General features: G+C 62.4%; 14 protein-coding genes and 2 pseudogenes. 7 read left to right on the forward strand and 9 right to left on the reverse strand.

What is annotated here, in order from left to right; all coding sequences use genetic code 11:
- Positions 1–16 precede the first annotated feature (16 nt).
- From paaA to N0Q91_RS25765, 9 genes and pseudogenes are all read right to left on the reverse strand, one after another.
- Positions 17–1,015: a 1,2-phenylacetyl-CoA epoxidase subunit PaaA gene (gene paaA / locus N0Q91_RS25725; protein ID WP_275599532.1), complete on the reverse strand. Its 999-nt coding sequence runs from the start codon at positions 1,013–1,015 to the stop codon at positions 17–19.
- Positions 1,016–1,218: 203 nt separating this feature from the next.
- Complete coding sequence (paaX, locus tag N0Q91_RS25730) at positions 1,219–2,139, reverse strand: phenylacetic acid degradation operon negative regulatory protein PaaX (protein ID WP_275599533.1); 921 nt, start codon at positions 2,137–2,139, stop codon at positions 1,219–1,221.
- 192 nt (positions 2,140–2,331) lie between these two features.
- Positions 2,332–2,847, reverse strand: a complete 516-nt coding sequence (locus N0Q91_RS25735; RefSeq protein ID WP_102763750.1) for a DUF992 domain-containing protein — start codon at positions 2,845–2,847, stop codon at positions 2,332–2,334.
- A 306-nt stretch (positions 2,848–3,153) separates the two neighbouring features.
- Entirely contained in the window at positions 3,154–4,527 is a 1,374-nt protein-coding gene (locus N0Q91_RS25740; RefSeq protein WP_018096068.1) for an alpha-glucosidase/alpha-galactosidase, read from the reverse strand.
- Positions 4,528–4,547: 20 nt separating this feature from the next.
- Positions 4,548–6,218 (reverse strand): ABC transporter ATP-binding protein, encoded by a 1,671-nt coding sequence (locus N0Q91_RS25745; protein WP_275599735.1) that lies wholly within the window; start codon positions 6,216–6,218, stop codon positions 4,548–4,550.
- Between the two features lie 11 nt (positions 6,219–6,229).
- Positions 6,230–7,357: an ABC transporter permease gene (locus N0Q91_RS25750; RefSeq protein ID WP_275599736.1), complete on the reverse strand. Its 1,128-nt coding sequence runs from the start codon at positions 7,355–7,357 to the stop codon at positions 6,230–6,232.
- Positions 7,358–7,364: 7 nt separating this feature from the next.
- A pseudogene (locus N0Q91_RS25755) lies at positions 7,365–8,366 on the reverse strand (ABC transporter permease); the annotation flags it as partial.
- A 117-nt stretch (positions 8,367–8,483) separates the two neighbouring features.
- Positions 8,484–10,564: pseudogene (locus N0Q91_RS25760) on the reverse strand (ABC transporter substrate-binding protein).
- A 283-nt stretch (positions 10,565–10,847) separates the two neighbouring features.
- Positions 10,848–12,320, reverse strand: a complete 1,473-nt coding sequence (locus tag N0Q91_RS25765; protein ID WP_275599534.1) for an alpha-glucosidase/alpha-galactosidase — start codon at positions 12,318–12,320, stop codon at positions 10,848–10,850.
- A 195-nt stretch (positions 12,321–12,515) separates the two neighbouring features.
- Between N0Q91_RS25765 and N0Q91_RS25770 the strand changes: the two genes are divergently transcribed.
- The 7 genes from N0Q91_RS25770 (at position 12,516) to N0Q91_RS25800 (ending at position 21,266) form a co-directional block, all read left to right on the forward strand.
- Complete coding sequence (locus tag N0Q91_RS25770) at positions 12,516–13,457, forward strand: AraC family transcriptional regulator (protein WP_275599535.1); 942 nt, start codon at positions 12,516–12,518, stop codon at positions 13,455–13,457.
- Positions 13,458–13,526: 69 nt separating this feature from the next.
- The gene (locus tag N0Q91_RS25775; RefSeq protein WP_275599536.1) at positions 13,527–14,585 is read left to right on the forward strand and encodes a LacI family DNA-binding transcriptional regulator; all 1,059 of its coding nucleotides are present in this window, start codon (positions 13,527–13,529) and stop codon (positions 14,583–14,585) included.
- Between the two features lie 260 nt (positions 14,586–14,845).
- Complete coding sequence (locus tag N0Q91_RS25780; RefSeq protein WP_275599537.1) at positions 14,846–16,120, forward strand: ABC transporter substrate-binding protein; 1,275 nt, start codon at positions 14,846–14,848, stop codon at positions 16,118–16,120.
- 94 nt (positions 16,121–16,214) lie between these two features.
- Positions 16,215–17,111 carry a carbohydrate ABC transporter permease gene (locus tag N0Q91_RS25785; RefSeq protein ID WP_018096059.1) on the forward strand — a complete coding sequence of 299 codons (897 nt, stop codon included), beginning with the start codon at positions 16,215–16,217 and terminating at the stop codon, positions 17,109–17,111.
- Positions 17,108–17,926: a carbohydrate ABC transporter permease gene (locus tag N0Q91_RS25790; RefSeq protein WP_018096058.1), complete on the forward strand. Its 819-nt coding sequence runs from the start codon at positions 17,108–17,110 to the stop codon at positions 17,924–17,926. Before N0Q91_RS25785 ends, N0Q91_RS25790 begins: the two co-directional genes overlap by 4 nt.
- Before the next feature lie 8 nt (positions 17,927–17,934).
- On the forward strand, positions 17,935–20,199 hold the full coding sequence (locus N0Q91_RS25795; RefSeq protein ID WP_275599538.1) for a glycoside hydrolase family 2 protein: 2,265 nt from the start codon (positions 17,935–17,937) through the stop codon (positions 20,197–20,199).
- Positions 20,196–21,266, forward strand: coding sequence for an ABC transporter ATP-binding protein (locus tag N0Q91_RS25800; RefSeq protein ID WP_018096056.1), 1,071 nt, complete (start codon positions 20,196–20,198; stop codon positions 21,264–21,266). Before N0Q91_RS25795 ends, N0Q91_RS25800 begins: the two co-directional genes overlap by 4 nt.
- The last annotated feature ends 13 nt before the right edge of the window (positions 21,267–21,279 follow it).

A 21,279-nucleotide genomic window follows, 5' to 3' on the forward strand; every position in this document is an offset into this window, starting at 1 on the left:
GTTTCGCTCCCGATGTTCATTCGGCGGCAACCGGCTGCGCGCGACGTACGGCCTTTTCGGCATGTGCCGTCAGGCCGTCCCGGAACCAGGCGCCGTCCTCCCAGGCCGTCCTGCGCGCGCCGAGGCGCTCGGCATTACAGGGGCCATTGCCGGCGATCACCTCGAAGAATTCGTTCCAGTCCGGCTCGCCGAAATCGTAGCCGCCTTTTTCCTCGTTCCACTTCAGATCCGGATCGGGGACAGTCAGTCCGAGATATTCGGCCTGTGGTACCGTCTGGTCGACGAATTTCCGTCTGAGTTCGTCGTTGGAGTTCTGCTTGATCTTCCAGGCCATCGACTGGGCCGAGTGGACCGAGGCGTCGTCCGACGGGCCGAACATCATCAGCGACGGCCACCACCAGCGGTTCAGTGCGTCCTGCACCATGGCCTTCTGGGCAGGCGTGCCCTTCATCATCTTGATCAGGATGTCGTAGCCCTGCCGCTGATGGAAGCTCTCTTCCTTGCAGATGCGGATCATCGCGCGCGAATAGGGGCCGTAGGAACAGCGCTGCAGCGGCACCTGATTCATGATCGCCGCGCCGTCGACGAGCCAACCGATGGCACCGATATCCGCCCAGCTGAGCGTCGGATAATTGAAGATCGACGAATACTTGGCCTTGCCGGAATGGAGCTGCTCGTAAAGCGCGTCGCGGCTCACCCCCAGCGTTTCGGCGGCGCAGTAGAGATAGAGACCATGCCCCGCCTCGTCCTGAACCTTGGCGAGCAGGATCGCCTTGCGCTCCAGCGTCGGCGCACGGGTGATCCAGTTGCCTTCGGGAAGCTGGCCGACGATCTCGGAATGGGCGTGCTGGCTGATCTGGCGGATGAGCGTCTTGCGATAGCCTTCGGGCATCCATTCCTTCGGCTCGATCTTCTGACCCGCGTCGATCCGCTCCTGGAAAGCGCGCTCTTGCGGGTCCATGTCGTCGCGGCTTTTGACCCGAGGGGCATCCGTCTTCACCATTTGAGCATACATGCTGCTCTCTCCTCCGCCGGAGGCGTTCGGGAGTGATGTCGATGCAGTTCCTTTTGACCGATCGGTTAGAATTTAGCGCAGGACATGTCACACTTCAACGTCATTTACACATTTTTCTGTGACATTTAATGAATGAGATGGGGCGGGAATTTTCGCCCGTCTTCGTACGCGTCGCAGAATGAGGAACGAAGGAGCGCGGCAGGTTAACCGGGGCCGTCGGCTTTCCCAGGCGCAGCTTCGCCGCTCAGCATTTGAAGCCGATGCTCCGTCGCGCCGGTCGCCTTCGGCAGCGGACCGGTGAGCGTGACGCAGTTCCGCCCGACATGCAGGTCCGCCTGGGGAGACAGGCTGCGATACAGCCGGGCGAACAGGCGGCGGGCTTCGTCGCCCGGCCAATCGGCGGGCAGAATTTCGGCTGGCAGGCGCGGCTCGCGGAGCGTCACGAAGCGGAACTGGTGTACCATGAGTAGGCGTGCAGAAAGGCACTCAGCGGGAGCAATCGCCGTAGCGGTATCCGGAAGATCGGCGAGCCTGCCGAAGCAGGCAAGGAACCGCCGGTAGGCCTGCGCGTGAGGTGCGAGGTCCCAACAGCCCGAGGCAAAGGCCTTCAACTCGCTCGCGCCCTGGGCAGGCTCCGCGCGGAAGACCACGGCGGGCATGATCGCACTCGGGAACGGCCGCACGCCGACCGCGAGCCGGGGGCCAAGGCGCGCATGACCGGAGCGCTCGAGCACCTGCATCCGCTCCTCGGCCGACGAACCCATCAGCTGCACGAAGTGCCAGCTCGCTTCCTCCGGAGGTCCGAAGATCACCTGCGCCGCCGCGGCGAATTCCGCGCGTGCGGCATCCGTCAGCCGATAGAAGCTGCGCCGTCCCTCCCGTTCTCCGGCGAGCTGGCCGGCGGCGACAAGACGGGATACGGCGGTTCTCACAAGCGTCTCGCTGATGCCGACCCCGGCGCAGATCTCGATCAGGTTGCCGATCCAGATCGCGCCGCCGCGCGGCTCCACCACGTCGCCATAGATGGTAACGATGAAGCTTGCGGCCCTGAGCGGCGTTTCATCCAGAATTGCCCGGATGATCCTAGAGCCCTGCTCTGCCGAACTTTCGCCATTCGCCTGCATCCGACCGCCTTCCGAGCCCCACCCGCTGCGTGTTTTTAAACCGTAGCCGATTAAAGAACAAAAACATGCAGCAGATCAAAGCAAGCCAGCGCCGCGCGTCTGATCAGATGCGCGGCGCTGGCGTGAACGGTGCCTAGCCTGTTGCGGTGTTCGCAACCGGCGGGGCCAATGCGGCGGGTGGCCTCGCGCCGTTTATTTCACCAGGGTCAACTTCACGCTGGCAATTCCAACAGCGACATTCAGTCCGGTCTGGCCGTCAATCTTCACCGGCTGCAGCGCGATTTCCTTTTTCGAGCCGACCAGGGATTTCGCGCCCAGCCCGAGCCCGGCCGCGAATTCGGCAGAAAGGCCGGAATAGTTGCCGGCAAGAGCGCCCTTGAGCTTGGTTTTCGGCTTCGCGTAGACCGACCACACGACGCGGCTCTCCGCCGTTACGCCGATATCGAGGCCCAGCTTGTCGATCGTGCCGCTATATTTGTAAGGCGACTTTTGTCCGTCTGCTTCGAAAACGCACGTCAGCGCTTTCGACGACCCCACGACCAGCCCGATACCTGCCGCAATGTCGCAGGAGAGTGTGCCGCGTTTTACGAACTCGGCCTGAGCCTGCCCCTTGGCCTCCTCGGCCGTCGCGCCGGACACTGCGATAGCGCTGAAAGCGAGGCCGCCAACTGTCGCGCGGATCAGGACGTTACGGAATCGTTCAATCATTAAAGCTTCCTTACTGTGGGTTACGGCCTTTGAGTCAGGCATTGTCGAAAGCAGGCTTGAAGCCGCCAAGACCAGTTTCGGAAAGCGCTGCCTGTCGCAAAACATCTTGCCTGCGTGCGCTCCGTATAGCCGCTGTCCCACATCTCCCAGACCACGTCTATTGGACTACGGGCTTGCGCCCGGTCTTAGGTCTTCACCCTGAAAACCCAGAAATCTCGAGTGCGCGGTTGCGCCAGTCCGCATAACGATGCGGCCCCGGAACCGATCGGTTCCGGGGCCGTCTGGTCGCCTGACCGGGAGAAGAAATCAGGCGGCCGCTACCTTCTTCGTCACACGCGCCCATTCCGGAATCCAGTCGCGGTGCGCCGCCAGCAGATCGTCAACGAGCGACCAGATCTGGTCGAGATCGAGCTCGGCGGCGGTATGCGGATCCATCATCGCCGCGTGATAGAGGTGCTCGCGGTTCTCGGTGACGAGCGCCTGTACAGTCAACTCCTGGACGTTGATGTTGGTGCGGATCAGGGCCGTGAGCTGCGGCGGCAAGGCGCCGATATAGGTCGGCTGGATACCGGAGGAATCGACGAGACAGGGCACTTCCGCCGCACAGTTTTCCGGCAGCGAGGTGATGCAGCCATTGTTCCTGAGGTTGCCGTAGATGACCGAAGGTTCGCCGGTCCAGACCGAATTCATGATCGAGGAGGCATATTCACGGCTCTCCGCGACTTCGATCGTCTCGGCTTCCTTGAAGGCGGCCGCCTGTCCCTTCCAGCGCTCGATCTGCTCGACGCAGCGCTTTGGATATTCATCGAGCGGAATGCCGAATTTCTCGATCAGATCGGGGCGCCCGTCCTTGATGAAGTAGGGCGTGTACTCGGCGAAATGCTCCGAGCTCTCGGTGACGAAGTAGCCGAGCCGCGTCAGCATTTCGTAGCGCACCTTGTTCGGGCACCGCGGATTCCAGTGGCTGGGCTTCGGGAAGCGGCCCTCGCGGTAACCGCGGATCAGGTCCGGATAGAGATCGCGATAGCTGCCGTCCTTCTGACGGTGCTCGAACTTCAGATAAAACGCCATGTGATTGATGCCGGCGGCGCGGTAGCGGATTTCTTCGACTGGAATGTCGAGGTCCCGGGCAAGCTCGAAGGCCGTGCCCTGCACCGAATGGCAGAGGCCCACCTGTTTGATCGCCGGATATTTCTCGGCGATCGCCCAGGTGTTTATCGCCATCGGATTCACATATTGCAGAAGGATCGCCTCGGGGCAGACCTCGAGCATGTCCTCGCAGATCTTCCACAGATGCGGCACGGTGCGGAGCCCGCGCATGATGCCGCCGACGCCCAGCGTGTCGGCGATCGTCTGACGCAGCCCGTATTTCTTGGGCACTTCGAAATCGGTGACGGTGCAGGGTTCGTAGCCGCCGATCTGGAAGGCGACGACGACGAAGTCCGCTCCTTCCAGAGCCTTGCGCTGGTTCGAATGGGTTTCGATCCTGGCATCGGCGCCCAGAGTGCGCGCCAGTTTGCCGGCGACGATCTCGCTTTCGGCGAGCCGCTCGGGGTTGACGTCCATCAAGGCGATGGTCGCGGCCGAAAGCGCCGGCCGCTGCAAAATGTCGCCGATGATGTTCTTCATGAAAACGGTGGAACCGGCGCCGATGAAAGTAATCCTGGGTCGTCTCGTCATGGGATAGCCTCTGTTTGATTTCACGCGGCCACTTCGAAGGCGGCCTTAACCAGCCGCTTCGTGTAGGCAGTCTTGGGATTGTTGAGGATTTCGCTCACCGGCCCCTCTTCGACGATCTTGCCTTCCTGCATGACGACCACGCGGTGGCAGAGAGCGCGCACGACCTTCAGGTCGTGGGAGATGAAGAGATAGCTCAGGCCGCGCTCGTCCTGCAGCCGGCGGAGGAGTTCGATGATCTGCGCCTGCACCGAGAGGTCGAGCGCCGAAGTCGGCTCGTCCAGCAGGATGAATTCCGGTTCCAGCGCGACGGCGCGGGCGATCGCGATGCGCTGGCGCTGGCCGCCGGAGAATTCGTGCGGGAAGCGCGAAAGGATGTTCGAGGGCATGCCGGCGCTGACGAGCGCGTCCTCGACGCGCTTCAGCCTGTCCTTGCGGTCTTCGCCGATGCCGTTGACGATCAGACCCTCCTCTATGATCTGGCCGACCGACATTCGCGGGTTGAGCGAGGAGAAGGGATCCTGAAAGACGATCTGGATCTTCGAGCGAAGCGGCCGCATGCCCTTGCGGTCCTTGTCGTGGATCGGCTCGCCTTCGAAATAGATCTCGCCGCCATCGGTGTTGAGAAGCCGGATCAGCGCCTGACCGAAAGTGGTCTTGCCGGAACCGGACTCGCCCACCAGGCCGAGCGTTTCGTGCCGGCGAAGATTGAGGCTGAGCCCGTCGACCGCGACGAGCTCCTTGAATTCCGGCCTGAAGAACCCACCCTTCTTCAAAGTGAAGGACACACGGACATTGCGGCCGTCGAGCAGGATCGGCGCGTCGTCCGGCAACGGATTGGCAGAACCGGAGGGTTCGGAGGAAAGCAGCCGCCGCGTATAGGCGTGCTGCGGATCGGCAAACAGCGCCTCCGTCGTATTGTGTTCCTTCACCTCGCCGAGCTGCATGACATAGACGTAATCGGAGAATTGGCGGACCACCGTCAGGTCATGGGTGATCAGGATCACCGCCATGCCGAGCTCCTGCTGCAGCTTGCGGATGAGGTTGAGAATCTGCGCCTGCACCGTCACGTCGAGCGCCGTCGTCGGCTCGTCGGCAATCAGCACGTCCGGATCGTTGGCAAGCGCCATGGCGATCATCACGCGCTGGCGCTGACCGCCGGAAAGCTGATGCGGATACTGGTTGAGCCGTGCTTCCGGGTCGGGAATCTGGACATGACGCAAGAGCTCCAGCGCCCGCTCGGCGGCGGCGCGCCGGCTGACGCGGCGATGCGCCCGGATCGCCTCGATGATCTGGCTGCCGATCGTGTAGACCGGGTTCAGCGAGCTCATCGGCTCCTGGAAGATCATCGAGATACGATCGCCGCGCAGCGCCCGGCGCTCTCTCTTCGAGAATTTCAACACGTCCCTGCCGTCATATTCGATGCGCGCCTGCGGCGCGATCGTAGCGCGCTTCGACAAGAGCCCCATGACGGTGCGCGCCGTCACCGACTTGCCGGAGCCGGATTCGCCGACGATCGCCACCGTCTCGCCGCGGTAAAGCTGAAAGGAGACATCCTTCACCGCCTCGACGGTGCCGTTCTCGACCTTGAAGGATACCGCCACCTTTCGGGCATCGATCACCGGCCTCGCATCCTTCGTATCGCGGTCGCGCCGTTCCTCGGGTGCCGGGACAACACTTTCGATCGTTACCATCGGCATGCTCCTCAATAGGGGTCGATTGCGTCGCGCAGGCCGTCGCCCAGCGCATTGAAGGCGAAAACGGTGACGAGCACGAAGGCGACGGGCGAGAGGATCCAGGGATAGGAACCGATTGCGGAATAATTCGCCGTGTCCTGCAGCATCAGCCCCCAGGAGATCAGCGGCGGCTTGACCGCAAAGCCGAGGAAACCGAGGAAGGACTCGAGCAGCACCACATGCGGGATGGCGAGCGTCACCGCGACGATGACGTGGCTCATCACGTTCGGGAAGATGTGCTGGAATATGATGCGCCGGTCCGTGGCGCCGATGGCGATCGCCGCCCGCACATATTCGATCCGGGCAAGCGCCAGGGTCTTGCCGCGCACCTCGCGCGACATCTGCGCCCAGCCGAGCGCGGACATCACGATGATGACGAAGGCGAGAAAGACATTGGTCGGCGCGGTGACCGGGATCAGCGAGGCGAGCGCCAGATAGAGCGGCAATTGCGGGAAGGCGAGCACCAGCTCGACGAAACGCTGCACCCAGGCATCGAAGCGCCCGCCGAAATAGCCGGACACCATGCCGACGGTCGTCCCGACCACGGTGACGATGAAGACGACGGTGAGGGCAATCATCAGCGAGATGCGCGAGCCGTAGAGGATGCGGGACAGCACGTCGCGGCCGAATTTGTCGGTGCCGAGCAGATGCACCGGCGTACCGTCGACGGCGCCGAACAGATGCCGCTCGGCGGGGATCAGCCCGAAGAGCCTGTAGGGTGCGCCCTTGACGAAGAAGCCGAGGACCTGCGGGTTGTCGTAATCCGGTCCGATGATCGGCTGGAAGGTGACCGAATCGAGCTCCTCCGTCTCCCGCACCGGATAGCTCCTCGGCGGAAAGACGAAATTGCCCTCCTTGTCCCGGAAGCTGATCGTCTGCGGCTGCGCGAAGGCCACATCCGTCGCCTTCGGATCGACGGGCGACAGGAACTCGGCGAAGACCGCCATCAGGATCAGGAGGCAGACGAGGACAAGGCCAAGCAGGCCGGTCCACGAACGCTTCAGCCGCCGCCAGACGAGGGCGGAGTAGCTCTCGTGGTGGTGTTTTTCCCCGGGCTCGATCGCCACCGGAAGAGTTCCTTCGGCTTCGACGGTCATGCGTATACCCCCCTCCCATGCGCACGCGCGGATCGAGCGCGGCGAGCATCATGTCGGCGATGATGTTGCCGACGATCAGCGTTGCGGAGAGGACCAGCATGAATGTCGCCGTCACATAGACGTCGCCCACCCACATGGAACCGACGATCGCCGGCCCGACGGTCGGCAGCGCGAAGATGATCGCCGTCTCGATCTCGCCGGTCAGCATGTAGGGAAGCACGACGCCCTGGTACATGATCAGCGGGTGCAAAGCGTTCGGCACAGCATGGCGCATGACGACCGCACCCTCGCTCAGGCCCTTGGCGCGTGCCGTTTCGACATATTGCGCGTTCAGCGTATCGAGGAGATTGCCCCGCATCACCCGCATATTGTAGGCGAGCCCGCCGAAGGTGGCGATCGCCACGACCGGCCAGACATGTTTGACCAGGTCGACGAACTTGTCCCAGGACCAGGGCGCCCCGCCGTAGCGGGCGGAATGGAAGCTGTTGATCTCGCTCACATTGAAATGAAAGACGAGGATATAGACGATGATCAGCGCCATGAGGAAGCGCGGCACCGTCATGCCGAGGAACGATACGGTCGAAAGCAGGCTGTCTATCCAGGAATATTGCCGCGTCGCCGCGATGATGCCGAAGGCGATGCCGATCACCGACGCCAGGATGTGGCAGACGAGCGCCAGCGCCAGCGTTCGCGGCAGGCGCTCGCCGACCACGTCAGCGACGGGCTTGTTGTAGTAGAGGCTGTGGCCGAAATCGCCTCGCGTCACGATGCCCATTATCCAGTCGACGTACTGGATCGGCAGCGGCTTATCGAGGCCGTGCTCCTTGCGGTAGGCCTGCGCCTGGGCATCCGCCTCCTCGAAAGAAGCGCCGCCCTGATTGATGAGCTGCGAGCGGATGTAGTCGCTGTAATCTCCCGGCGGTGCCTGGATGATGCTGAAGGTCACCACGCTCAGGACGAGCAGCACCGGAATGGCAGAGGCGATTCGGACAAGCAGAAATCTGAACATGCCGTTTCCTTCTGTCTCGAGTTCCGCGAGAGCCATGCCTGCATCGGCTCGCGGCGGCGTGAAGGGCTTGCACCTCCGCCGGCTCCTTTCCTCGGAGCCGGCGGAGGCGGTTCAGCTTCAGTTGATCGGGCCGCTTTCGCCCGGCTTGCCGGGAAGCTGCTCGGGATAGAGTTCGTAATCGCCCTGCTTGTCGGCGGCAACGAAGACCCGTTCGCGGATGATCGTGTCTTCCGCCCAGTTGAACATGAAGATCGGCGCGCCCGGAGGAATGTTCGAGAAGCGCTTGTTGATGATCAGCGCGCCCGGATACTCCGTCAGGCCGACGGTATCGACATTGGTGGTGGCTACCTTCTGGTATTGCTTCATCAGCTCCGTTCGCTCGTCATTGTCGTTGCTGGCGATGAACTTGTTGACGATGTCGACGAGCTCCTGCTCGTGGGGCATGACATCGACTTCGCCGCCTTCCGGAGCGCGGTGATGCCAGCTCGTGCGCGGGCCGGTCGGGGCGAGCTGAGGCGTGTTCTGCACCACGGAAGCAAATTCGGCCGTGTTGCGATGAATCATCCAATCGAAGCGGCCGGCATAATTGGCGGCGTCCCGCTGCTTGCCGTCGAGTGCATTGAGGACGACCCGGAGCCCGAGCTTCTCCATCTGCCCGACCATCCCTTCGGCAAGATTACGGTCGGTGCTGTAGTCGGAATTGACGAGCAGAACGATTTCGACGTCGCGGCCGCCAAGCTTGTCGGCCGGGAAATTGACGAAGCCGTTGCCGTCCGTGTCCTTGAGCCCCACCTTTTCGAGAAGCGCCTTGGCGCCTTCGAGATCGTGGGGTAGTAGATGGTGGAGTTCCGGTCGTAGAAGCTCGTGCCGGAGGAAAGCCCGCCCGGATAGATCGCCGTGAAGGGACCCTTCACCAGGGCTTCGCCAAGCTTCTTGCGGTCGACCGCCGTGGTGACGGCCTTGCGGAAGTCCAGGTTGCGGTTGAGCTCTCGCACCGCCTTAGCGCGTTCGTCCGGGTCTCCCCAGCCATTGCCGGAGAAGTTCATGTGCATGTTATAGCCGATGACGCGCGGACCGAAGGCAAGCCGCGCCGGGGCGCTCTCATTGGCGGCGCGCTTCAGCGACTCCACGAAGTTTTCCGGCTGTTCGAGGTTCGAAATGTCGCCCGAACCCGCGATCGCCTGCACGTCGCGGTCGGCCCAGGTCGACAGCTTGTAATGGACTTCGTTCAGATAGGGGAGCTGATTGCCGGCCTCGTCGACCTTCCAGTAATAGGGATTGCGGCGCAGCACGATGATGTCGTCAGGACGATAGGCGACCGGCACCCATGCACCCATCACCGGAAGGTTCATATATTCGGCGGGGAAGCCGTTCTTGTATTCGTTGTAGGTCGTGCCGGCATATTTCGGATGCTTGGTCTTGAGGATATGCGACGGGCCGGGGCAGAAGGTACCGTAGGCCATCGCGAAAAGATGCTGGCGCGGGAAGGCCTCCTTGAAAGCCCATTCGACCGTATACTGGTCAATCTTCTTGAGCGTCGTGCCCTCGCCGAAGGTTTCGGGCGTCGCCCCGTTCAAGGGTGAAACGCTCGAGTCGAGGACATTGTCCTCCCAGTAGAACATGACGTCATCGGCATCGAAGGGATCGCCGTCCGACCATTTCGCGCCTTCGATCAGATGCATGGTCAGCTTGCGTCCGTCCTCCGACCAATCCCAGCTTTTCGCGAGATTCGGCAGCGGCTCCATATCGTCCGCCTCGACCTGGAAGAGCGGCGCGGTGCGCGTCAGGCACTCGAACATGCCGATGTCGATGCCGCCCCACCCTTGAGTCTGGCCTGCGCTGTAATTCCAGCCTTCCGGCCGGCCGCCGATCACGTGGCGCATGACATCGCCATAGACGCCCATGCCGTCGGGCATGTTGCCGGTCTTGTAGACCATCGGTTCCTTCGGAAGCCGCTCGGCCACCGGCGGCAGCTTGCCGGCCTTGACGAATTTCTCGGTGACCCATTCGGGCTCCCTGTATTCGGGCAGCGCCTTAAACTCGAGAATGGAATCGCGCGACACATAGGTGACCTTGCCCTGCGCCGGAAAGGGCGGCTGCTCCGGCACCACGGTCGGCTCGGATGCGAAGGCCTGCACGGCAAAGGCGGATATGCCGATCAGCAGGCTCGCGGTCATATTCAGTCGATGCGTTTTCATGTCCCAGGTTCTCCCTCCTGTCTTCGCCGGGCCGGGGCGGCCGGCGCTCCTCTTCCTTCGTGGCACTCGCGTCTCCTCACGCAGGTGACCTCGCGCATTACCTCAATTTGCGGGCGCTTTGCCCTGCCCCGACCGGGGGATTGCCCCTCATCCCGCCTGCCGGCCACCTTCTCCCCGCGAGTGGAGAGAAGGGGACTAGCAGCGCTCGCCGAAGTCCCCTCTCCCCGCCTGCGGGGGAGAGGGTTAGGGTGAGGGGCAATTCCGGGCAGAGGTAGCCACTCTTCTACCCAGCCACGCGCAGCTTCGCCGCTTCCTTCTCCGCGCGGATCTCCTCGATCGAGCGCACTTCGCGCCGAGCGGCGCCCTTCCACTCCCGGGTGGCGACCGTAGCGCGGGCGAGCCTTTCCTTGGCAGCGTCGATCGCATGGGCATATTGCGGCAGCCATTTGGCCTGCGCGACGACCATTTCGTCGACCATCTGCCAGACTTCCTCCGGCGTGCAGATGGCACCGACCAGCGGGTCGTGCAGCACGGCGAGCTTCAGAAGATCGATGTCGCCGGTGATCGCCGCATGAACGGACATGCGCTGGACGTTGACCGACGAGATGCAGGTGGCCGCACAGGCCTCAGGCAATGTGATGCCTGCCACCATGTTGATGCCGAAACGATCGACGAAGCCGGGCGATTCGATGATCGCATCCGCCGGAAGGTTGGTGATCACGCCGTTGTTCTTGACGTTGAAGTGGCCGCGATAGACCCGACCCGTCTCCAGCGCTTCGAGGATGCGGCTCGCATGTTCGTTCGAGCGCCTGATCGTTTCCAGCGGCCGGCCCGCCTCTTCGAGGAAGCGCGGATATTCGGTCTCGAACCAATTGCGGGTCTCGGTCGAATAGCGGAGATACCCGCCGGTTTCCCCATGGATCCAGTCCGACATGTCGATCCATCTGGAGATCTCGTCCGGACGCTTGCGGTACCAGGGCAGGTATTCGGACAGGTGTCCGTTGCTTTCGGTCGAATAGACGCCGAAGCGCTTCAACACGTCGATCCGAAGCTTCTCCTGCTTTGAAAAGACGGGATGCGCCTCGAAGGCGGCGACGAGTTCGTCCTTGCCGACCGTACGGCCGTTGAGGCGGATATCGACGAACCATGTCTGGTGGTTGATGCCGGAGCAGATGTAGTCGAGCTCGCCTTCCCCCGCGCCGAGAATCTCGGCGATCTGCTCGGCCCCGTGCTGGACGCCGTGGCAGAGACCGACCGTGTCGACCTTGCCGTATTCGATCGCCGCCCAGGTGTTCATCGCCATCGGGTTGGCATAGTTGAGGAACTTGGCGCCGGGCTCGGCCACTTCACGGATGTCCTTGCAGAAATCGAGGATCACCGGAATGTTGCGCTGACCGTAGAGAATGCCGCCGGCGCAGATCGTGTCGCCGACGCATTGGTCGACGCCGTATTTCAGCGGTATGCGGATATCGTCGGCATAGGCCTCGAGGCCGCCGACGCGCACGCAGCTGATGATGTAACGCGCGCCCTCCAGCGCCTTGCGGCGGTCGATCGTCGCGGTTACCCGCGTGGGCAGTTTGTTCGCCTCGACGATCCGGTCGAGGATGGACTTGATCATGGCGAGGTTGTGCTCGCTCAGATCCGTCAACGCGAACTCGACGTCCCGGAGCTCCGGCACGGAAACGATGTCGGTGAAGAGCTTCTTGGTGAAGCCGATGCTGCCGGCGCCGATGATGGCGATCTTAAAGCTGGCCATGGCCGTGCTATTCCTCCTCAGACTGCGACCTTCGCGCTAAAAGGGTAAAATCAATTCATTGAACTGGCCGGGATCGGCGAAGCGGTGCCCTCCTCGGCAAACCCTCGTCAAACGCCGTGGCAACCGCATGTCTTGCGCGATCTGGGGGCATTATGTGTATAATCGGATGCACGACTAGAGAGGTATTGTGCTTTCATGGGTAATTCTATGCTGCAGCAACTGATCGCCCGGGGACCCGCGATGCGGACGGTCTCGCTGCCGCGGGGACGCCAGAACCTGCACACCATGCCGACGAGCACCGGCTACGAGATCAGGACCGATGCAAGCTACGATTGGGACGGTCGCAAGCGCGGCCAAACCCCGTTCACCGTGCTGCAGTACACGATCGGCGGGGCCGGCAACCTGCGATATGAAAACCGCAGTCACCGCGTGCGTCCGGGCGAGACGCTGCTCCTGCTCGTGCCCCACAATCATCGCTACTGGCTTGAGGAAGGCGGGCGCTGGGAGTTCTTCTGGATCTCCATGAACGGCGAGGAGGCGCTGAGGATCCACCGCGCCATTCTCGCCGTCACCGGTCCCATCATAAGGTTGCAGCCGGATACCGTCGAACATCTTGCCGACTGCAGCCTGCGCCTCATGGCCGGTGGCGACACCCCGGGCAGCGCCTCGGCGATCGCCTATGAGGCGGCGATGGCGCTTTATGACGACGTGTTCGGATCGCATCCGGTTCTCAGTGACGAATACCGGAAGATGCAGCACGTGATCGATCATGTGCTGGGCAATCTCGACAAGCCCCTTCCGGTCGAGGAGCTCGCGCGCATTTCGGGGCTGAGCCGCGCCCATTTCTCCCGAGTCTTCGCCGCCAGCGAAGGCATGCCGCCGGCGGAATTCGTGCTGCAGAAGCGCCTGCAAAGGGCGGTAAAGCTGCTGACCAAGACCGCGGACCTGCCGGTCAAGGAAGTCGCCATCCTGTCCGGCTTCGAGGACCCCAACTACTTCGCCAAGGTATTCCGCCGCGTCTTCGGCGCGAGCCCGACCGAGTTCCGCACCACAGGCATGTATGCGAGCGTATCTGCCACGGGCCGCAATGCGAGGACCAACGAATCCGTGACCACGTTGGCTGCGGCTTGCGATTGAAAAAGCTGCAATAAAAATTTACTAAACAGGATACTCCAGCGCGGCACGGCAGAGGACAGGCGGAACCGAATGGTCACAATCAAGGAAATCGCGTCGGCCGTCGGCGTATCGTCGGCAACCGTCTCACGCGTCCTCAACTATGACCCGACGCTGTCGATCTCGAACAGGAAACGCCAGGCGATCATCGAAACGGCGGAGGCGCTCAACTATGCGACGCCGCGCAATCGCAGCCGCGCCGCAGCGCATGGCGTCGGCGTCGGGCTGAAGATCGCGCTCGTGCATTTTCTCGACCCCGCCCAGGAACTCGCCGATCCCTACTATGTCGGTGTCCGCCTCGGCATCGAAAGCCGCTGCCAGGCGCTGAAGAGCGAAGTCGTCAAGGTCTTCCTCACCGGCAATCCTCCGGAAGCGACGATCCTGGAGGGCGCCTCCGGCGTGGTGGCCGTCGGCCATTATTACGGCGACGAGCTCGAATGGCTGCGCCGCCACAGCCGCCACCTCGTCTTTGCCGATTACGCACCGGCCGGAGACATGGAGGACACCGTGCTCAGCGACGTCTCGCTGGCGATGACCCGGCTCCTGGAGGCGGTGCATGCCATGGGCTACCGGCGCATCGGCTTCATCGGCTGGATCGACGCTTTCTACGGGCCCGACAACATCCATTCGGAGCGCCGTTGCCGCACCTATATCGACTGGATGACCAAGGCCGGCCTTTATGATCCGGAATTGTGCATGGTGGAGCCGATGACGCCCGACAGCGGCTACAAGCTTGCCAGGGCGATGCTATCGAAGCCCAATCCACCGAAGATCCTCATCACCTGCAACGACAATATGGCGCTGGGCGCCTACAGGGCCATCCACGAGATGGGGCTCAGGATTCCCGAGGATATCGCGGTCGCGAGCTTCAATGACATTCCGGTCGCGCAGTTTCTCGGGCCGCCGCTTTCCACGGTGAAGATTCCGGCGGAGCTCATCGGCGAAACCGCCGTCGACCTGCTGCTGGAGCGCCTTTCGGGCCGAGAGGTCGCCAAGAAGGTGGTTTTCGGCACGGAAATCGTCTGGCGCGGCAGCACGCCGGCACCGGCCAAGACAGCGAACAAGGAAGATGACATCGCGGGCCGGTTCTAAAAATCCCTGGACGATATCGACTCGACCCGTCGTGGCGATACCCGCAAAGTCGCGTGTAGCCCATCTCCGCCATTCACTCTGGCAATAGCGCATCGGGCGCCGCCAGGCGCGAGCGTGACGGCTCACGTGCTTTCAAAGCACGCGTCGCAAGTGCCAAGTAAAAGTTTACTGAAAATAATTGCGCCCACTCGAGTTTTGAGAAATACTCGCCGCCGGGACAGAGAGGACTGTCTCGGGGAACACGATTTCGGGAGGAAACAATGGACATTCAGGCGCGTGCCTATCTGCCGCGTATCGCCGGTCTGGCTCTCGCGGGCGCAAGCTTCCTGGGGGTTACCGCGGCGCAGGCCAAGGAAATCACCATCTGGTGCTGGGACCCGAATTTCAATGTCGCGATCATGAAGGAGGCGGGCGCCCGCTATACGAAAACGCATCCGGACATCACCTTCAACATCGTCGATTTCGCCAAGCTCGACGTCGAGCAGAAGCTGCAGACCGGGCTTTCGTCCGGCACTGCCGACGCGCTCCCCGACATCGTGCTCATCGAGGATTACGGCGCTCAGAAATACCTTCAATCCTTCCCGGGCGCCTTCGCGCCTTTGTCCGGCACCGTCGATTATTCCGGTTTCGCCCCCTACAAGGTCGAGCTCATGACGCTCGACGGGCAAGTCTACGGAATGCCCTTCGATTCCGGCGTCACGGGTCTTTATTACCGCAAGGATTATCTGGAAGCCGCCGGCTTCAAGCCGCAGGACATGCAGGATCTCACCTGGGACCGCTTCATCGAGATCGGAAAGCAGGTCGAAGAGAAGACCGGCAAGAAGATGATGGGCCTCGACCCCAACGACGCCGGTCTCGTGCGCATCATCATGCAGTCGGCCGGGCAATGGTATTTCGACAAGGAAGGCAAACCGAACATCACCGGCAATGCGGCGCTGAAGGCGGCGCTCGAAACCATCGGCAAGATCATGCAGGCGAATATCTACAAGCCTGCCAACGGCTGGTCCGACTGGGTGGGCACCTTCACCTCCGGCGACGTCGCGACCGTCGTCACGGGCGTCTGGATCACCGGCACCGTCAAGGCGCAGCCGGACCAGTCCGGCAACTGGGGCGTCGCCCCCATTCCGGCGCTCTCGATCGAAGGCGCGACGCATGCCTCCAATCTCGGCGGCTCCAGCTGGTACGTGCTCGAAAGCTCCGAGGAGAAGGCGGAGGCCATCGACTTCCTGAACGAGATCTACGCCAAGGACATCGATTTCTATCAGAAGATCCTCCAGGACCGCGGTGCGGTCGGCTCGCTGCTCGCCGCCCGCGGCGGCGCGGCCTATGAGGCGGCAGACCCCTTCTTCGGCGGCGAGAAGGTCTGGCAGAACTTCTCCGACTGGCTGGCGAAGGTCCCCTCGGTCAATTACGGCATCTTCACCAACGAGGCCGACCTCGCCGTCACTGCGCAACTCCCGGCCGTGACGCAGGGCACACCGGTCGACGAAGTGCTGCAGGCGATCGAGGCCGAGGTCAGCGCACAGATCCAGTGATGCGGTGAATGGCGGCGGGCATGCGCCCGCTGTTTCCGGCCGCGGCTCTTGCCGCGGCCAAATTTCCGGCTGTCCGACCTTCCAGGAGGGGAACATGGTTCGAGCGCGCCGCGGTATCGGCCGATATTACGACGTCAATGGCTGGCTGTTCGTCGCGCCGGCCCTCGGGCTGATCGCCCTGTTCATGGTCTATCCCATCGCGTGGTCCCTCTGGATGTCATTCCAGTCCGGCCGCGGCATGACCATGAAGTTCGCGGGCTTCGCGAACATCGTTCGGCTCTGGAACGATCCGGTCTTCATCAAGGCCCTCACCAACACGATGACCTATTTCGTCGTGCAGGTGCCGATCATGATCCTGCTCGCGCTGATCCTGGCGTCGCTCCTCAACAACCCGCGGCTCGTCGGCCGAGGGGTTTTCCGCACGGCGATCTTCCTGCCCTGCGTCAGTTCGCTGGTCGCCTATTCGGTGCTCTTCAAGGGCATGTTCGCAACCGACGGGATCGTCAATTCGACGCTCCAGGCGATCGGTCTCGTCGCCTCGCCCATTCCGTGGCTGACGCATCCCTTCTGGGCGAAGGTTCTCGTCATTCTTGCCATCACCTGGCGCTGGACCGGCTACAACATGATCTTCTATCTTGCGGCACTTCAGAACATCGACAGGTCGATCTACGAGGTGGCGCGCATCGACGGCGTTCCGGCCTGGGCGCGCTTTACCCACCTCACCATCCCTCTGCTGAAGCCGGTCATCCTCTTCACGACAGTCATTTCGACGATCGGCACGCTGCAGCTTTTCGACGAGGTCTATAACCTGACCGAGGGCAAGGGCGGCCCGTCCAATGCCACGCTCACCTTGTCGCTCTACATCTACAACCTGACCTTCCGCTTCATGCCGAATCTCGGTTATGCGGCGACGGTCTCCTATGTCATCGTCGTCCTCGTCGCGCTCCTCGCCTTCGTGCAGTTCTTCGCAGCAAGGGAGCGTGACCGATGAACGGATTTGGACGTTTCGCGGCGATGGCGGCCACCTATGGCTTCCTCGGCCTGATGGCCTTCCTCTCCGTCTTTCCGTTCATCTGGATGGTGCTCGGCGCAACCAATTCATCGATAGACATCATCAAGGGCAAACTCCTGCCGGGCGCAGCCTTTGCCACCAATGTCGGCAACTTCTTCACGCTGGTAAACGTGCCGCTCGTCTTCTGGAACTCGGCGAAGATCGCGATCCTTGCGACCGTGCTCACGCTCGCAGTCTCCTCGCTCGCCGGTTACGGCTTCGAGATGTTCCGCTCGCGAAGACGCGAGCGCGTCTACCGGGCGATGCTGCTCACCCTTATGATCCCCTTCGCCGCGCTGATGATCCCGCTCTTCGTCATCATGGGCAAGGCGGGTCTCATCAACACGCATCTCGCCGTCGTCCTGCCGACGATCGGATCGGCCTTCGTCATCTTCTACTTCCGGCAGAGCACCAAGGCCTTCCCCTCCGAGCTCCGCGACGCGGCCAAGGTCGACGGGCTCAAGGAGTGGCAGATCTTCCTCTTCATCTACGTACCGGTCATGCGTTCGACCTATGCGGCCGCCTTCGTCATCGTCTTCATGACCGCGTGGAACAACTATCTCTGGCCGCTGATCGTGCTCCAGACCAACGAGACCAAGACGATCACGCTGGTCATCTCGTCGCTCGCCTCCGCCTACTACCCCGATTACGGCGTGGTCATGGTCGGGACGATTCTCGCGACATTGCCGACCCTAGCCGTTTTCTTCTTCATGCAACGCCAGTTCGTCCAGGGCATGCTGGGCTCAGTCAAATAGGAACGATGATGCGCTCTGTTACTTCCTTCAATAATTCGTGGGTCTTCTCCGAAGGCTTCGACGCCGCCGACGCCGGAACGCTCCGGGCGGGTCAGCCGATCAGCCTGCCGCACAACGCCGTCGAACTGCCGTTCAACTATTTCGACGAGACATGCTACCAGCGCGCCTTCACCTACCAGAAGGTGCTTGCCTGGCGCCCGGACTTCTCCGGCCGGGAGGTCTCGCTCGTCTTCGACGCGGCAATGGCCGATGCGGTCGTCTATCTCAACGGCGAAGAGATCTTGGCGCATAAAGACGGCTACACGCCTTTCGAGGCACGCCTGACGGACAGGCTCCTGGAAGGCGACAATCTCATCACGGTGAAGATCGACGGCAGCGAGAATCCGGAGATCCCGCCTTTCGGCGGCCGGATCGACTATCTGACCTATGCCGGCATCTATCGCGACGTCTGGCTGAAGGTCACCGATCCGGTTTCGATCGCCAATATCAAGATCGAAACCCGCGACGTGCTCTCCGACAACAAGGCCGTTTCCGTCCGGTGCGACCTTTCCAATCCGCAAGGGTTGCCCTTCTCAGGTACGGTCTCGGCTCTCCTCAAGAATGCGGCCGGCGAAGTGCTGGCCGAGGTCGCCGGCGAAACGGCCGGCGAGAGCCTCACCCTTGAGATGGAAGGCCTGAAGGGCCTCTCGCTCTGGGACATCGACGATCCGGTGCTGTACGAGATCGAAGCCGAGCTCCGGACCCGTCAGGGCTCCGACCGCCTGGCCTCGTATTTCGGTTTCCGTACGGCGGAGTTCACGACCGCAGGCTTCCGGCTCAACGGCCGCCCGCTGAAGATCCGCGGGCTGAACCGTCATCAGGCCTTCCCCTATGTCGGCTACGCCATGGGGCGCACCGCCCAGGAGCGCGACGCGGAGATCATGAAGCACAGGCTTCACTGCAATCTCGTGCGCACCTCGCATTACCCGCAGTCGAAATGGTTCCTCGACCATTGCGACCGCATCGGGCTCCTCGTCTTCGAGGAAATTCCCGGCTGGCAGCACATCGGCGGGGAGGAATGGAAACAGGAGGCGATCCGCAATGTCCGGCGCATGATCGAGCGCGACTGGAACCATCCGTCGATCGTCATCTGGGGTGTGCGCATCAACGAGTCGCAGGATTCGCACGACTTCTATGTCGAGACCAATCGCCTCGCCCGCGAGCTCGACCCTACACGGCAGACGGGCGGCGTGCGATACATTACCGACAGCGAATTTCTGGAAGACGTCTACACGATGAACGACTTCATCCTCGGCAACGAGGAGCTGCCCGGCTCGAACCGGCCGCGCACGGCGCTTCGCCCGCAGCAGGAATGCACCGGGCTTGCCCGCAAGGTGCCCTATCTCATCACCGAATTCGGCGGGCACATGTATCCGACGAAGATCTATGACCAGGAGCAGCGCCAGGCCGAACATGTTCGCCGGCATCTGGAAGTGCTGAATGCGGCTTATGGCGATCCCGGCATTTCCGGTGCGATCGGCTGGTGCATGTTCGACTACAACACCCACAAGGATTTCGGCTCCGGGGACCGGATCTGCTATCACGGCGTCATGGACATGTTCCGCGAGCCGAAATTCGCTGCTTATGTCTATGCCAGCCAGTGCGATCCCTCCGAGGAAGTCGTGATGAAGCCGGTGACCTTCTGGGCGCGCGGCGAGCGCAATATAGGCGGCGTGCTGCCCTTGATCGTGCTGACGAATTGCGACGAGGTCGAATTGAAATACGGCTCGCTTTCCAAGCGCGTCGGCCCGGATCGCGAGAATTTCCCGCACCTGCCGCATCCGCCGGTCGTCATCGACCACCGCCACTTCACCAAGGACGAGCTCGGAGTCTGGGGCATGAAGTGGGAAAGCGCGGAATTTACCGGCTTCGTCGCCGGCAAGCCGGTCGCCGATCTCCGCATGGCCGCCGACCCCGTGCCTACGACGCTTCACGTCGAGGCGGATAGCAAGACGCTGCGTGCGGAAGGCCGCGACAGCGTTCGCGTCATCCTGCGCGCGCTCGACCAGGCCGGCAACGTCCTGCCCTTCCTGAACGATGCAGTCGACGTCGAGGTTCATGGTCCGGCGCGGCTGGTCGGACCGGCCCGCCTCGTCCTTCAGGGCGGTTCCGCCGGTTTCTGGCTGGAGTCCACGGGCCCCGCCGGCGCCGTCGTCGTCTCGGTCGCTTCGGCGCGGCTCGGCGCGGCGAAGCTCGAGCTCGTCGCCCTGGCGGAAGGAGCGGCGAGCGCATGAGCCAACTCCAACTCAGCGATGTCCGTAAATCCTATGGTGGCCTCGAGGTCATCAAGGGCGTCGATCTCGACATAAAATCCGGCGAGTTCGTCGTTTTCGTCGGACCTTCCGGCTGCGGCAAGTCCACGCTGCTCCGGATGATCGCCGGGCTTGAGGAGATCACCTCCGGCGACCTGACCATCGACGATAGCCGAATGAACGATGTCGATCCGTCCAAGCGCGGGATCGCCATGGTGTTCCAGTCCTATGCGCTTTATCCGCATATGACGGTGCGCGAGAATATGGGTTTTGCGCTCCGCTTCGCCGGTGTCCCCAGGGCCGAGATCGAGAAGAGGGTGAACGAGGCCGCCCATATCCTGGAACTCGGGGCGCTGCTCGACCGCAAACCGAAGCAGCTTTCGGGCGGCCAGCGCCAGCGCGTGGCGATCGGCCGGGCGATCGTCCGCCATCCGAAGATCTTCCTCTTCGACGAGCCGCTTTCCAACCTCGATGCGGAGCTGCGCGTGCATATGCGCATCGAGATCGCACGGCTGCACAAGCAGCTCGCCACCACCATCGTCTACGTGACGCATGATCAGGTCGAGGCCATGACGCTCGCCGACAAGATCGTCGTCATGCGCGCCGGCGTGGTCGAACAGGTGGGCTCGCCCCTCGATCTCTATGACGACCCGGCCAACCTCTTCGTCGCCGGCTTCATCGGGTCGCCGAAGATGAATTTCCTGAAGGGCGTGATCGAAATCGACCAGGACCGGGCCTATGCGCGCCTGCCGGGCCACGGAGACGCGAAGATCCCCGTCACCCTGCAGGCGGCGGCGGGAACTGCGGTGACGATCGGCATCCGGCCCGAGCATTTCAATGAAGACGGTCCTGCAGGGCTAGCCCTCACGATCGACATGCTGGAACATCTCGGCGGAGAGACCTTCGCCTATGCCCGCCACGGCAACGGCGAGCTCATCGTGGTCGAAACGAAGAACGGCCGCGGACTCAAGGCCGGTGACCGCCTGACGGCCCGCTTCGATCCGGTTTCGGTTCTGGTGTTCGACGGAGAGGGAAAACGGCTGCGTTAGTGACGCAATTTCC

This window comes from Sinorhizobium prairiense (genome assembly GCF_029201645.2).
Lineage (GTDB): Bacteria > Pseudomonadota > Alphaproteobacteria > Rhizobiales > Rhizobiaceae > Sinorhizobium > Sinorhizobium meliloti_A.

What these genes read in the sequence shown, in the direction of transcription:
- N0Q91_RS25750 (WP_275599736.1), bottom strand. Translation starts at nt 7,357, where the DNA reads ATGACCGTCGAAGCCGAAGGAACTCTTCCGGTGGCGATCGAGCCCGGG.
- N0Q91_RS25765 (WP_275599534.1), bottom strand. Translation starts at nt 12,320, where the DNA reads ATGGCCAGCTTTAAGATCGCCATCATCGGCGCCGGCAGCATCGGCTTC.
- paaA (WP_275599532.1), bottom strand. Translation starts at nt 1,015, where the DNA reads ATGTATGCTCAAATGGTGAAGACGGATGCCCCTCGGGTCAAAAGCCGC.
- N0Q91_RS25770 (WP_275599535.1), top strand. Translation starts at nt 12,516, where the DNA reads ATGGGTAATTCTATGCTGCAGCAACTGATCGCCCGGGGACCCGCGATG.
- N0Q91_RS25745 (WP_275599735.1), bottom strand. Translation starts at nt 6,218, where the DNA reads ATGGTAACGATCGAAAGTGTTGTCCCGGCACCCGAGGAACGGCGCGAC.
- N0Q91_RS25790 (WP_018096058.1), top strand. Translation starts at nt 17,108, where the DNA reads ATGAACGGATTTGGACGTTTCGCGGCGATGGCGGCCACCTATGGCTTC.
- paaX (WP_275599533.1), bottom strand. Translation starts at nt 2,139, where the DNA reads ATGCAGGCGAATGGCGAAAGTTCGGCAGAGCAGGGCTCTAGGATCATC.
- N0Q91_RS25775 (WP_275599536.1), top strand. Translation starts at nt 13,527, where the DNA reads ATGGTCACAATCAAGGAAATCGCGTCGGCCGTCGGCGTATCGTCGGCA.
- N0Q91_RS25780 (WP_275599537.1), top strand. Translation starts at nt 14,846, where the DNA reads ATGGACATTCAGGCGCGTGCCTATCTGCCGCGTATCGCCGGTCTGGCT.
- N0Q91_RS25735 (WP_102763750.1), bottom strand. Translation starts at nt 2,847, where the DNA reads ATGATTGAACGATTCCGTAACGTCCTGATCCGCGCGACAGTTGGCGGC.
- N0Q91_RS25785 (WP_018096059.1), top strand. Translation starts at nt 16,215, where the DNA reads ATGGTTCGAGCGCGCCGCGGTATCGGCCGATATTACGACGTCAATGGC.
- N0Q91_RS25795 (WP_275599538.1), top strand. Translation starts at nt 17,935, where the DNA reads ATGCGCTCTGTTACTTCCTTCAATAATTCGTGGGTCTTCTCCGAAGGC.
- N0Q91_RS25800 (WP_018096056.1), top strand. Translation starts at nt 20,196, where the DNA reads ATGAGCCAACTCCAACTCAGCGATGTCCGTAAATCCTATGGTGGCCTC.
- N0Q91_RS25740 (WP_018096068.1), bottom strand. Translation starts at nt 4,527, where the DNA reads ATGACGAGACGACCCAGGATTACTTTCATCGGCGCCGGTTCCACCGTT.